The following is a 12,694-nucleotide window of genomic DNA, read 5'->3' on the forward strand; positions in this document are numbered from 1 at the left end:
GATTGCCGGGGCGCATGCCAGATGCCCCGGACACAAAGAGACGCACCGCGCGCGGCAAAGAAGGAGGCTTTCATGGCCAAAGAACTCGCCCCCCAATCGAAACCCGACCTGAATGCCTTCAACTGGGAAGACCCCTTCCTGTTGGAAAGTCAGCTGCTTGAAGACGAGCGGATGATCCGTGATGCGGCCAAGGCCTATTGCGATGAAAAGCTGATGCCGCGCGTGACGGCGGCGTTCGAGAATGAGCAGACCGACCCCGAGATCTTCCGTGAAATGGGCGAAATGGGCCTGCTGGGCACCACGATCCCCGAGGAATACGGCGGCATTGGCGCGGGCTATGTGAGCTATGGCCTGGTCGCGCGCGAAGTTGAGCGGATTGACTCAGGCTACCGCTCGATGATGTCGGTGCAAAGCTCGCTGGTGATGTACCCGATCTATGCCTATGGCAGCGAGGAGCAGCGTCAGAAATACCTGCCGAAACTGGCCTCGGGCGAGTATATCGGCTGTTTCGGCCTGACCGAGCCGGACGCCGGCTCTGATCCGGGCAGCATGAAGACAACCGCCAGAAAGGTCGACGGCGGCTATGTGCTGAACGGCTCGAAGATGTGGATTTCCAACGCGCCGATCGCGGATGTGTTCGTGGTCTGGGCCAAATCCGACGCGCATGGCGGCAAGATCCGCGGCTTCGTGCTCGAGAAGGGCGCCAAGGGTCTGAGCGCGCCCAAGATCGAGAACAAGGCCTCGTTGCGGGCCTCGATCACGGGCGAGATCGTGATGGACAATGTCGCGGTGGGCGACGATGCGCTCTTGCCCAATGTCGAGGGGCTGAAGGGGCCGTTCGGCTGTCTGAACCGGGCGCGCTATGGCATTGCCTGGGGTGCGATGGGCGCGGCCGAGTTCTGCTGGCACGCGGCGCGTCAATACGGGCTGGATCGCAAGCAGTTCAACAAGCCGCTGGCGCAGACGCAGCTGTTCCAGCTCAAACTAGCCAACATGCAGACCGAGATCTCGCTGGGCCTGCAGGCGGCGCTACGGGTGGGCCGGCTGATGGACGAGGCCAACGCTGCGCCGGAAATGGTGTCGATCATCAAGCGCAACAACTGCGGCAAGGCGCTGGAAATCGCCCGCCACGCGCGCGACATGCATGGCGGCAATGGCATCAGCCTTGATTTCCACGTGATCCGTCACATGGTCAACCTGGAGACCGTGAACACCTACGAAGGCACCCACGACGTCCACGCCCTCATCTTGGGGCGCGCACAGACCGGTCTGCAGGCGTTTGCTTAAGCCTTGCCGCGCAGCCGGGCCGTGGCCCGGCTGTCCACCTCGGGCGGTGATCCCGTGAAATCAACTCCGAACAGGTCGCGGGCCTGTTCGGGGGTGTAGCGGCCCAGCCGAACATCATTTCGAACATCGTCAACCGATCTTTCAAACGGGTCGCCATAGCCGCCGCCGCCCGGCGTACGGACATGAACCCGATCCCCAGGTCCGAGCGGAATATCCTGTTCCTTGGAAAGGTGTTCGGGGGTGTAGGGTGCGCCGTCGCGATAAACCGTGACAGTATTCACGCCGCCATCCTTGCCTCCGAGAACCCCCTGAGGCCCGAACCGGCCATGATCCATCACGAAACTTGCCTTGGCCGCGCCGCGGCGCAGTTCGACTTCGTAGTCCAGTCCGAAGCCGCCACGGTGCAGTCCCGCGCCGCCTGATCCTTCGTGTAGTGCATATCGGTGGTAAAGTACCGGGAAAGCCTGTTCCATGATTTCAACGGGCGGGGCTTTGGAAATGCCGATGGTGGAGCAACCATTGGACAGGCCATCGTGATCGGCATTGCCGCCATAGCCACCGCCAGAAATCTGGTACATCACGAAATCCCGCCCACGTTGGGGATCATGACCACCCAGTGCGAAATTGCCGCTGGTGCCGGCCGGAGCCGCGGTGACACGATCGGGCAGGGCGGGTACGAGGGCGACAAAGACAGCCTCGGCAATACGTTGCGAGACCTCGGCCGCGCAGCCCGACACAGGGCGTGGGTATTGTGCATCAAGGAACGTGCCCGCGATGCCGGTGATTTTCAGAGGCTCAAATGCTCCGGCGCTCATCGGCACTTCGGGAAAGATATGCCGCATGGCGAGGTAGACTGCGCTGTAGGTGGTCGCCTGTACCGAATTCATGGGCCCCTGACAGGGCGGGCTGGACCCGGCAAAGTCGAAGAGGAGCGAGTCATCCTCCTTGGTGACTCGCAGGCGGATTTCGAGTGGCTCATTGATCACACCATCGCTGTCGATCCATGCGGAAGAGGTGTAATGCCCGTCCGGGATGTCGGAGATGAAGGCGCGCATCTGAAGCGCGGCGCGTTTCCGCAGTTCAGAGATCGCCTCGGAAACGGCGTCATCCCCGTAGCGATCGAGCAGCTCGTTGAGGCGCTTTTCCCCTACCAGAAGGGCTGCCGCCTGTGCCTTGACGTCTCCGATCCTCTGGTCGGCCACCCTTATGTTGGAGGAGATGATCGCGAAGATCTCTTCGTCCAGCACGCCCTCTTTGAACAATCGCACCGGGGGCAGGCGCAGCCCTTCTTGTTCGACTGCTGTTGCCGAGGCAGAGAAACCACCGGGCACGACACCGCCGGTGTCCGGCCAGTGCCCCGTGTTGGAAAGCCAGCAAAAGAGCTTGCCATTGCGGTAAAACGGGCGGGCAAATCGCACATCCATAAGATGCGTGCCCCCAAGATAGGGGTCGTTGACGATATAGATGTCGCCGGGCTTGGGCTTTGCGGCTTTGCCCTCGTCGATCATCCGGATCAGAGTGCGGGTGGAATATTGCATCGTGCCAACAAACACCGGAAGGCCACCGGCCCCCTGTGCGATCAAGGCGCCGTCCTCGGCCGCATAGATCCCGTCCGAGCGGTCATTGGCTTCGGCGATCACAGGGGAAAAGGCGGCGCGGGAAAAGCTGAGGTCCATCTCATCGCAGACCTGCTGCAGACCGGCCTGAATGACGGTGAGGGTGATGGGATCAAGGCTCATGAGATGTCTCCGATCCGAACGACGATATTGCCATCCCCGTCGCCCTGGGCGTGGTCGCCCGGTTCAATGAGGATGGTCGTATCCATCTGCTGAAGGATGGCGGGGCCGTCGAGGGCAAAGCCGATGGGCAAGTGTTCGCGTTGGAAGATAGGTGTATTCACCCATGTCCCTGCGAAAAACACAGGACGGGTGCCGATTTGCGCCTCGTCCAGCGTGGATTTTCGCAAAATCGGGTTCAGGAGCACCGACAAGTCAAGCGCGGCGCGGGTGCCGATGACCGAGCAGTTCACGTTGACGACATTGGCGCGGATATTGTCGAGAGCCACATGGAAGCGGTCGAAATACGCGGTTTCGAACAGGGATTGTAGAGTGTCTAGGTCGATATCGGGGCGTTCGAGCGGTACCCGAAGAAGATGCGTTTGACCGACAAACTGCATATCGACCGAATAAAGGTGGCGCACTTCGGAGATGGCGATGTTTTCTTTGGCAATGAGCCGTTCGCCCTGTTTGGCCTGATCCTCGAAGATGCCGTGCAGGCGGGCAGTTTCCAGAGCGTTGAGCGGCGTGTTGATGGTGCGCACGAAATCATGTCGCAAATCGGCCACCACACAACCAATGGCGTTGGTGATACCCGGGCGAGACGGGATCAAAACGCGAGGAATGCCAAGTTCGCGCGCAAGGGCACAAGCATGCAATGGCCCCGCGCCCCCAAAAGCAAACAACGCAAAATCGCGAGGATCGGCCCCGAGCGAAATCGACACCATGCGGATTGCCCCCGCCATCTTGGTGTTGGCAATCCGGATGACGGCTTCGGCGGCTTCCGTCGGGGAGAGCGCGAGTTTGCTTCCCAACCGCTCGGCAAAGATGTTCTCTACCTGTTCAAGCGTTATGCCGCCCTTGACGGAATTGAGGCGTGCAGGGTCCAGTCGGCCGAGCAGCAGATTGGCATCGGAAATGGTGGGTTCCGTGCCGCCCAGCCCATAACAGATCGGGCCGGGCGTGGCGCCCGCGCTTTCAGGGCCGACTTCGAGAAGGCCTGCCGGGTTTACGCGCGCGATCGAGCCACCCCCGGCACCTACCGTGCGGACATCGACCATGGGCACATGGATCGGCATGGCGTACTCGACCTCGATCTCGTTCGAGACCGAAGGTTCGGCATTTCGGATCAAGGCGACGTCGGTTGACGTTCCACCCATGTCATAGGTGATCAGGTTGCCTTGCCCCGCTTTGCGTCCGACATAGGCAGCGGCCATGACGCCCGAGGCCGGGCCAGACATCACTGTCTTTGCGGCCTCCAAGGCCACGCGGGAAGAGCTGACCATCCCGCCATTGCCATTCATGACGAGCACGTCCCCGTCATATCCATTGGCGCCCAGTTCCGAGACAAGGCGGCGGATGTAGCGGTCGAGCAGGGGTTGCACAGCTGCATTGGCGGCCGCAGTCACGCCGCGTTCGAATTCGCGGCTTTCCGACAAGAGCGCATGCCCCATCGTGATGTGGTCATTGGGCCAGAAGGTGCGCAGGATGTCGGCGCTGCGCCGTTCGTGATCGGGATTGGCATAGGCATGAAGGTAGTGAATCACGACGGATTCACAGCCCAAGTCAAGGAGTCGCCGCCCCGCATCGCGCACTGCATTTTCGTCGAGCGGGGTCACAACCTGTCCGTCAAAATCCATCCGCTCTGGTACCTCAAGTCGCAGATCGCGTGGGATCAGTGGCTGAAACTCCCCCTTCATTCCATAGGGCTGCGGTCGGGTGCGTCGGCCGAGTTCAAGGATGTCGCGGAAACCGGCCGTCGTAATGAGACCGGTTTTGGCAAGCTTTCGCTCCAGCACAGCGTTGGTCGTGGTGGTGGTGCCATGCACGATCAGGTCAAGCGCGGCGAGGTCGCATTCTGCCGCCTTCAGCGCGTTCAACACCCCAAAGGCCTGATTGTCCAGCGTGCTGGGCACCTTGGCGAGCTTCACTTGCCCGGTGGTCTGATCCAGTGCAACGAGATCCGTGAAAGTACCGCCAACATCGACGCCAACAACGGCCCGCGAAGATTCGCCCATCCGGCCCTCCGATAGAAAACTTGTTTGTATACGAATGATGTGCGCAGGTCACGCCACCTGTCAATCCACGGTGAGTCGCGCTGTTGCAGTTACGGGCACATCGTCCAGAACATAGGCGCGGTGATCGTTCGTGTTGAGCGTGACTCGGATTTCGTAACTTCCCGCGGGCAAAACCCCGAGCGACGCGGACGGTGCATAGAGCCGCTGAATCTTGAGACCGTCCAGATAGAGATGGCCATGCCCGGTGCCCGGTACATGCGGGCCGTCGACCAGATCACGGGTAAATTCGAAGTCGCTTGAGATGACACCAACCTCCCAGCCTTGCGCCGTGTGGTTCACGTGCAAAGCGATTTTTGGTGCTGGTTCTCCGTCGCCGACCTGGCAGATATCGCCGATGCCAAAAAGGCCAAAGGATGCCGCTGCGCCTTTGGTTTTGGGCGCGACAAGCCGTGCCCGGGTCGTGATATCGCCAGCCTTCTCGAATTTCAGCGTCACGGGTAGGGTGCGCCCGTCGTCCAAATGACCATTGATATCAGACAAATACAGGAACGCGCCGTCTCCCGAGAGCGACGGGGTGCTAGCCGAAGGAATCGCCAAGGTTGGCATTGGGCCCTCGATCCGCGTTGTCGCGGCGACCTCGGAGGATGCACCAACAAGCCGATCCGGCCCGCCCGTGTTGGTCAGCTTCAAAAACACGCCAATAGCGCCCGGGTCCCCGTCTATCGGTGCCGCAACGGCATCGGAGATCAGGATTTCATGGGAAGTTCGCGGGACAAATTGCCAGATTGCCACGGCGATGAGCATCAGCGCTGCGAGAACAAATCGTAAAGTGTTTGTGGCTTTCATCCAGATGCTCCGACGCTATGATCGCGCCATGATGATCCCCCATGCCATTCTGCGGATCAAGTCCGCGACGCCATTTGCCACCTTCTTGATCGCGCTGGCCCTTCCCAGCCTTGCGCAGGCACATGCCTCGGAAGGGGGATTCGTGCTGCTGCTCCCCACCGATGTCTACATTTTTTCCGGGGCGGCCAGTGTTGCGCTGACCGTCTTGCTTCTGGCCCTCTTGCCGGAACGCGTGCTGTCTCCGATGTTTTCTTCTGTTCCCATGTCGAGGACGCGGGGGTCGTTGGCGCCACTTATTACGAGCACGCTTGTCTGCCTGTTCCTGTTCTGGTTGGTGCATGTTGGCAAGACAGGCCCACGCGATCCCTTGGCGAACCCTTTGCCGCTGACGATCTGGTCGCTGTGGTGGATTGCATTCGTGTTTCTTCAAGGCATGTTTGGTAACCTCTGGAGATGGATCAACCCGTGGACGGGGCCGGTGGCTCTTGCGCGCAAGATATTGGGAATAAAGCCGTTTCTGTCGTTGCCCTCCAGGTTGGGGCACAGTCCCGCCGTGTTGATCTTTTTGCTGTTCGTTGCGGTTCTGCTTGCCGATCCGGCGCCTGCGGATCCCGCGCGACTGGCGGGGTATGTTGGCGGCTATTGGCTGTTCAGCTTTCTGGCTATACTTGCCTTCGGGCCGCGCTGGCTTCATCGGGGCGAGGGGTTCACGGTGTTTCTGCGCCTCTATGCCCGCTTGGGTGTATTCGGGCGCATCGGCGGGCGGTTACGCCTTGGGCTCAATGGTTGGCAGGTATTGCGAATGCGCAAGGCCGCACCCTGGTTGGCGGTTTTCATGCTCGTCATCCTTGGCAGTGGCAGCTTTGACGGGTTGAACGAGACGTTCTGGTGGCTGGACCTGATTGGGATCAACCCGTTGGAGTATCCCGGTCGTTCGGCAGTGATTGCCCAGAACCTGATCGGCCTCGGGGTCGCCAATGGGCTTCTGATATCGGTTTTTGCGGGTGCGGTCTGGCTTGGTTTGCGGCTTGCCAAGGCGGACCTATCGCTTGGAACCGCGTTTTGCCTGTTCGCCCCCACGATCTTGCCGATCGCCCTCGGCTATCACTTTGCCCATTACTTCACGAGCTTCCTTGTGGATGCACAATACGCATTGGCGGCGGCATCCGATCCGATGGCCAACGGAGCGGATTACCTTGGCCTTGGCACGTTCTACGTCACGACCGGGTTCTTCAACACGCATGACAGCGTGCGAGTGCTTTGGTTGACACAGGCGGGGGCGGTTGTTTTGGGTCACATCCTGGCTGTACTGCTTGCCCATGCGGTCGCGTTGCAGCATTTCGGCAGCAATCGGCGCGCGGCACTCTCACAGGCGCCACTTGCCATGTTCATGATTTTTTATACATTTTTTGGACTTTGGCTGCTTGCATCGCCCCGCGGGTTTTGAAAAAAGGCCATCCCTCTAGACAGAACGCCGGTTCGTTTGCACTCTAACAAGTATAACGAGTCCGGGTAACGGTCCGAAATTTGATGCCGACAAAGGGGGAAATTCGATGACCAAAACCAAGAAACCACCACTGCAACCCACGCGCCGCGATGCGCTCAAAACACTGGCGCTTGGCGCTGGTGGCGCCGCAGCAGCCACCAGCCTTCCGCTTTGGGCCCGCTATGCCAGCGCCCAGAGCTCGGAGCCGATCCGCGTTGGCTTTCAGGTGCACCGCACCGGAATCGGCGCGGCCTATGGGCGCTGGTATGACCGCACGACGATGGCGGCGGCCAAGCTGATCAACGAGAACGGCGGAATCAATGGCCGCCCGGTCGAGATCGTGGCCGAAGATGACGGTACCGACCCGAAACGTGGGGCGGAGGTTGTCGAAAAATTCGCCACCCAGCACAACTGCGACATCGGCTTCGGCACGCTGTTCAGCCATGTGGTGATCGGCTCCGCGCCGCGCGCCGGCGAATTGAAGCTGCCCTATTTCGTGGTCTCCGAAGGACATCACGTCGCCAGTGGCATGTTGAACCGTTACACGCTTCAACCGGGCATTACCGACGTGAAGAGCCAGGTGCAGGCGATGGCGCCTTTCGTGGCATCCAACCTTGGCAAGAAGGTCACGATGATCTTCCCGGATTTCGCATTTGGGCATGACCACCGCGACTATTTCACGGCGGCGATTGAAGCGCAGGGCGGCGAGGTTCTGGAACATATCGCGATCCCGCCGACGGAAACGTCGTTTACCAAGTACTTTCCCAAGATTCCCCGCGATACCGAGGTGATTTATCACGTCATGGTGGGGCCTGCGGTTCTGACCTTCGTCAAGGAGCTGGGCGAGTTCTTTGGGCCGCAACGCCCCGAGATGTTTGGATTTATCGACAGTCTAGAGGCCGTGGACATTGGCAGTCCGGGGCTCGAATTTCTCGAAGGGACCTATTTCTGGGAGGGCAACCCGCGCTATGCTCAGGCTGATCAGTCACCCTATGATGCCTTCTTCCGGGAACGGGTCGGCGTGGATGCAAATGGCGCTTCCGTGAGCGATCCCAAGGACGTGTCGACCTATGCGCACATGTTCGGGTGCTGGGAAACGCTTCATGTGGTCAAGGCCGGCATGGAAGCGGCAGGGTATCAGGGGCCCTCTGATCGCGCCAAGCTGATCGAAGCCGTCGAATCCATGAGCGACATGCCGCACTCCAACGCGCATCCGCAAGGCGCCAAGGTCTTCAATGGCAAGACGCACCAGGTCTTCGGACACCAGTACATCACCAAGGTGACGGACGGAAAACTTCTGCTTGTGCACACCACATCCATCGAGGATACGCTCTATCCCGACGAGGTGGACTACACCACGCAGCCGCTCTGAGGCAAATGCCGCCCGGCGCTGTATTTGACGGCGCCGGGCACTATTCCACGAAAACGCGAACCGGGCAGGGGTGGCGAGCAGTACATGGAAATTGGACCGTATCTGATGCTGGCCACACTGGAAGGCGCGGTGACGGCGGCAGTTCTGGCGCTGACCGCAGTCGGGCTCAGCCTTGTCTTCGGGGTGATGCGCGTGGTGAACGTGGCGCATGGTGAGTTCTTCATGCTTGGCGCTGTGCTGGCTTGGTGGGCCGCTGGCCTCGTGGGCGGGCATCCAGCGTTGGGGTTTGGTCTTGCAATTCTAGTTGTACCGGTTCTGGTCGGTTTGATCGCCGTGGCTGCGGATGTAACAATTCTCAAGCGCATTGATTACGATCCGGAACGCACCATCGTTGCGACGATTGGTATCTTGTATATCATTCAGCAGGTTACATTGATGACCTACGGTCCGGAGGCCCGCCCTGTCGAGGCGCCTTTTAATACGCGGCTGGCATTGCCGTGGTTCGAGTTCGCCGACGGGCGCCCACAGATCTACTGGCCCTGGGGGCTGAGCACGACGAGCTACAAACTGGGTGTCATCGGGGCGGCCGCAGCTTTGCTTGTGGGGGTTTGGGCGCTCATGACCCATACCCGGATCGGGCTGTTGATGCGGGCCACGCAGCTTGATCGCGAGATGGCGCTTGCCTTTGGTATTCCTGTCGAGCGCGTCTATGCACTGGTCTTCGGGCTGGGTGCCGGACTGGCCGCGCTGGCCGCGGTGTTGATCGTCCCGATCCAGCAAGCTCATTACCTGATGGGGGGAGACCCCTTGCTGCTGTCCTTTATCGTGGTGATCATTGGCGGATTGGGAAGCCTTCCCGGAACCGTGGTGGCGGCCATCCTGATCGGGGTTTCGGACGGGATCATCTCGGTCTTTTTCTCGCCGACGCTGGCCAAGATCCTCGCGACACTGCTCGTCGCACTGGTGCTGGTGTTTCGCCCCCAAGGGCTTTTCGGAGCGCGCCGGGCATGAATAACACGAAGAAGACGCTGGTCTTGCACCTTGGGCTCCTCGTGGTGCTTTTCGCGCTGCAATTTGTTTTGCCCGCCTACCATCATGGCAATCTCGCCCGGATCATGGTGCTTGCCGCCTATGCGGTTGGGTACAATATCCTCTTTGGCTACACCGGTCTCCTGAGCCTCGGACACGCTCTGTTCTTTGCCGCCGGAATGTACGGCATGGGGCTGATGATCAACCAGCTTGGCGTCGCACCTTTTCCGGCCTTGATCGCGGGGCTTTTGGCGGGCGCCTTGGTTTCTTTGGCCTTGGGATTCCTTGCGTTGCGTACCGAAGGGGTGGCGTTCATGATCGTCACACTGATGTTCGCGCAGGCCGGATACCTGACCGTGCTGTATTTCGGAACATACACGCGGGGGGATGAAGGATTCGTTATTCAGCAGGCCGAACGGGTGCTTTGGGGAATTGATCTTTCCGATCCGACCAATCGGTATTTCGCCGCCTTTCTGATTTTTGGCGTTAGTCTCCTGCTGACGCTACGGTTGGTGCAAACGCCCTTTGGCCGGGTCCTGATCGCCATCCGTGAAAACGAAGAACGCGCGCGCATGCTGGGCTATGATGTTTTTGCCCACAAGCTTGCTGCTGTTGTGCTGTCTGGCACGATTTCAGCAATGGCCGGAGCAGGTTATGGGCTGTTGTTCGGCTATGTCGGGGCCAGTTTTGCCTCGGTCCAATACTCGATATTTCCTCTTCTCTGGGTGCTGCTCGGGGGAGCGGGCACGGTCCTTGGGCCATTTGTCGGAACCCTGTTCATGTTCTACCTGATCGACCTGAGTTCGGGGCTGACCTCGGCCTATATGCTGATTGCGGGTGTGGTTCTTGTGCTGTTAACGCTGTTTGCGCCACAGGGGCTTGTTGGAGAGCTGCGCAACCGGCTGTGGAAGGGACTTCCATGAGCCTTTTATCTACACGCGGTTTGTCCAAGAATTTTGATGGGTTACAGGCCGTCAGCAATGTCGATTTTGATCTTCCAGAGGGACAAATTCGCGCCTTGATTGGACCAAATGGGGCGGGCAAGACCACGTTTGTCAGCCTGCTTTGTGGCCGGATCACACCAAGCAGCGGTTCGGTGTCCTTTGACGGTCGAGATATTTCGCAACTGCCAGCCCACAAGCGGATCAACCTGGGCATGGCTTATACGTTTCAAATCACCTCCGTTTTTGCCGATTTGAGCGTGTCTGAAAACGTGGCTCTTGCGGCCCGCAAACGCGTGCGCGGGCCATCGGTGATGACGGTTGTTCAGCAGGTTCTGGAAAAGGTGGGATTGGCGGACAGGCTGGAACAAGTGGCAGGGGATCTTAGTTATGGCCATCAAAGGCTTCTGGAAATCGCCATGGGGTTGGCGCAGGCGCCGCGGCTTCTAATTCTGGATGAGCCAACACAGGGTCTGGCGGACAGCGAAATCGCGGCTTTCAAGTCGCTGATCCGGGATTTGTCGGCGACAACGACGATTCTTCTGATCGAACACAACATGAGCGTTGTCATGGAAACCGCTGATATCGTCACCGTTTTGAACTTTGGGGAGGTTTTGGCCGAGGGTACGCCCGCCGAGATTCACGCAAATGCGGAAGTTCAGACCGCATATCTGGGGACTGGGTGATGCTTGAGGTGAATGCAATCAACGTGGCCTATGGCAAGGCGCAGGTACTGCGGGACCTGTCGTTGCGCGTGGAGGCCGGGGAAATCCTGTGCCTTTTGGGGCGCAACGGGGCCGGAAAGACCACGACCATGAAGGCGATCATGGGCTTGTTGCCGTTGATGTCCGGGCAGGTCGTTGTTGGGGGCGCCGTGATCTCGGATCAGCCGGCGTACAAGGTGCCGGGGACCGGGGTGGGGTATGTGCCGCAGGGGCGGCGGTTGTTTTCGGAATTGACCGTGGCGCAGAACCTGGAAATCGGGTTGGCGGCCAACCGCTCGGGCCAAGAGGTTTTGGGCAATGTTCTTGAGCTTTTTCCAAGACTTAGAGAGCGTTGGTCGCAGAGGGCGCAGACGCTTTCGGGGGGGGAGCAGCAGATGCTGGCAACGGCAAGGGCCTTGTGTCTGAAACCCAAGGTCCTGCTGCTGGATGAGCCCACCGAAGGGTTGCAGCCCTCGATGATCGAGGCGATCCGTCAGGTCATCACTGTCATGCGCGAGCGCGGCGTTGCGATTTTGCTTGTGGAACAACGGGTTGACGCGGTTTTGTCAGTCGCCGACCGGGTCGCTTTCATCGAGAATGGGCGAAATCTTGAAACCGTATCTGCAGACGAAATCCGCGCAGATCACGGCATTGTCGAGCGTCACCTCGGGGTCTGAAACCGGGTTTCGGTATGACGTCGGTATCACGTCGGTATTGCGTCGGTAAACAGGCGCTCAGGTCAGTTTGTGCAAGAGCATCAGGAAGATGGCCTGTTCACCCTCGGTGAGCGGCGCAAGCGTATCGCGCGTGATGGCGTGTGCCGCGGGCACAAGCGCGTCATAAGCTTCCCACGCGGCCGCATTCGGTTTGAGCAGCAGGCGTCTCTGGTCGTCAGGGTCAGGGCGTTGGTCGACAAACCCCTTGCGGCGCAAGCGGTCGACGACACCCTTGATGGTGGCCGCATCCATGGCCGTTGCCCGGCCCAACGCGTTCTGCGAAACCTCGCCCAATTCGCACAGCTTGGCCAGCGCGGCGAACTGGGTTGGGGTCAGGTCCGGGATATGTGAGGCAAACAGCCCGAGATGGCGTTGGTTGGCCCGACGCATGACGAAACCGATCTGATCATCCAAAACATAGTCTTTGGCGGCGGCATCAGTCATGGCAACATCCCGGTTCGCGCGGCTTTTGTTGACAGGTTTTGCACGCTGCCGCAAACTCATTTGCGTACAAACAATA

At 59.7% G+C, this 12,694-nt stretch carries 11 protein-coding genes; 7 read left to right on the forward strand and 4 right to left on the reverse strand.

All coding sequences use genetic code 11. The features are described 5' to 3' along the window. Nucleotides 1-72: 72 nt before the first annotated feature. Nucleotides 73-1,287 carry an acyl-CoA dehydrogenase gene (locus tag ACS3QZ_RS04225; protein ID WP_456036708.1) on the forward strand — a complete coding sequence of 405 codons (1,215 nt, stop codon included), beginning with the start codon at nt 73-75 and terminating at the stop codon, nt 1,285-1,287. On the opposite strand, the gene ACS3QZ_RS04230 is transcribed toward ACS3QZ_RS04225, so the two are convergent. From ACS3QZ_RS04230 to ACS3QZ_RS04240, 3 genes are read right to left on the reverse strand one after another with little or no spacing between them, the layout of a single operon-like run. After that, nucleotides 1,284-3,026 (reverse strand): hydantoinase B/oxoprolinase family protein, encoded by a 1,743-nt coding sequence (locus ACS3QZ_RS04230; RefSeq protein ID WP_456036709.1) that lies wholly within the window; start codon nt 3,024-3,026, stop codon nt 1,284-1,286. The two genes, ACS3QZ_RS04225 and ACS3QZ_RS04230, sit on opposite strands and share 4 nt — an antisense overlap. Further along, entirely contained in the window at nt 3,023-5,080 is a 2,058-nt protein-coding gene (locus tag ACS3QZ_RS04235) for a hydantoinase/oxoprolinase family protein (protein WP_456036710.1), read from the reverse strand. The genes ACS3QZ_RS04230 and ACS3QZ_RS04235 overlap by 4 nt, the downstream gene beginning before the upstream one ends. Before the next feature lie 60 nt (nt 5,081-5,140). Next, nucleotides 5,141-5,926: a copper chaperone PCu(A)C gene (locus ACS3QZ_RS04240; protein WP_456036711.1), complete on the reverse strand. Its 786-nt coding sequence runs from the start codon at nt 5,924-5,926 to the stop codon at nt 5,141-5,143. A gap of 28 nt (nt 5,927-5,954) precedes the next feature. Here ACS3QZ_RS04240 and ACS3QZ_RS04245 point away from each other — a divergent pair, with 28 nt between their 5' ends. From ACS3QZ_RS04245 to ACS3QZ_RS04270, 6 genes are all read left to right on the forward strand, one after another. Further along, entirely contained in the window at nt 5,955-7,373 is a 1,419-nt protein-coding gene (locus tag ACS3QZ_RS04245; protein WP_456036712.1) for a hypothetical protein, read from the forward strand. 106 nt (nt 7,374-7,479) lie between these two features. Further along, complete coding sequence (locus tag ACS3QZ_RS04250) at nt 7,480-8,784, forward strand: ABC transporter substrate-binding protein (RefSeq protein WP_456036713.1); 1,305 nt, start codon at nt 7,480-7,482, stop codon at nt 8,782-8,784. Between the two features lie 84 nt (nt 8,785-8,868). Then, entirely contained in the window at nt 8,869-9,795 is a 927-nt protein-coding gene (locus ACS3QZ_RS04255; protein WP_456036714.1) for a branched-chain amino acid ABC transporter permease, read from the forward strand. Beyond that, complete coding sequence (locus ACS3QZ_RS04260) at nt 9,792-10,736, forward strand: branched-chain amino acid ABC transporter permease (protein ID WP_456036715.1); 945 nt, start codon at nt 9,792-9,794, stop codon at nt 10,734-10,736. Before ACS3QZ_RS04255 ends, ACS3QZ_RS04260 begins: the two co-directional genes overlap by 4 nt. Beyond that, the gene (locus tag ACS3QZ_RS04265; RefSeq protein ID WP_456036716.1) at nt 10,733-11,440 is read left to right on the forward strand and encodes an ABC transporter ATP-binding protein; all 708 of its coding nucleotides are present in this window, start codon (nt 10,733-10,735) and stop codon (nt 11,438-11,440) included. The genes ACS3QZ_RS04260 and ACS3QZ_RS04265 overlap by 4 nt, the downstream gene beginning before the upstream one ends. Further along, nucleotides 11,440-12,135 (forward strand): ABC transporter ATP-binding protein, encoded by a 696-nt coding sequence (locus ACS3QZ_RS04270; RefSeq protein WP_456036717.1) that lies wholly within the window; start codon nt 11,440-11,442, stop codon nt 12,133-12,135. Before ACS3QZ_RS04265 ends, ACS3QZ_RS04270 begins: the two co-directional genes overlap by 1 nt. Nucleotides 12,136-12,192: 57 nt before the next feature. On the opposite strand, the gene ACS3QZ_RS04275 is transcribed toward ACS3QZ_RS04270, so the two are convergent. Then, nucleotides 12,193-12,618 carry a MarR family winged helix-turn-helix transcriptional regulator gene (locus ACS3QZ_RS04275; protein WP_456036718.1) on the reverse strand — a complete coding sequence of 142 codons (426 nt, stop codon included), beginning with the start codon at nt 12,616-12,618 and terminating at the stop codon, nt 12,193-12,195. Nucleotides 12,619-12,694: the final 76 nt, after the last annotated feature.

This window comes from Shimia sp. W99 (assembly GCF_053851455.3).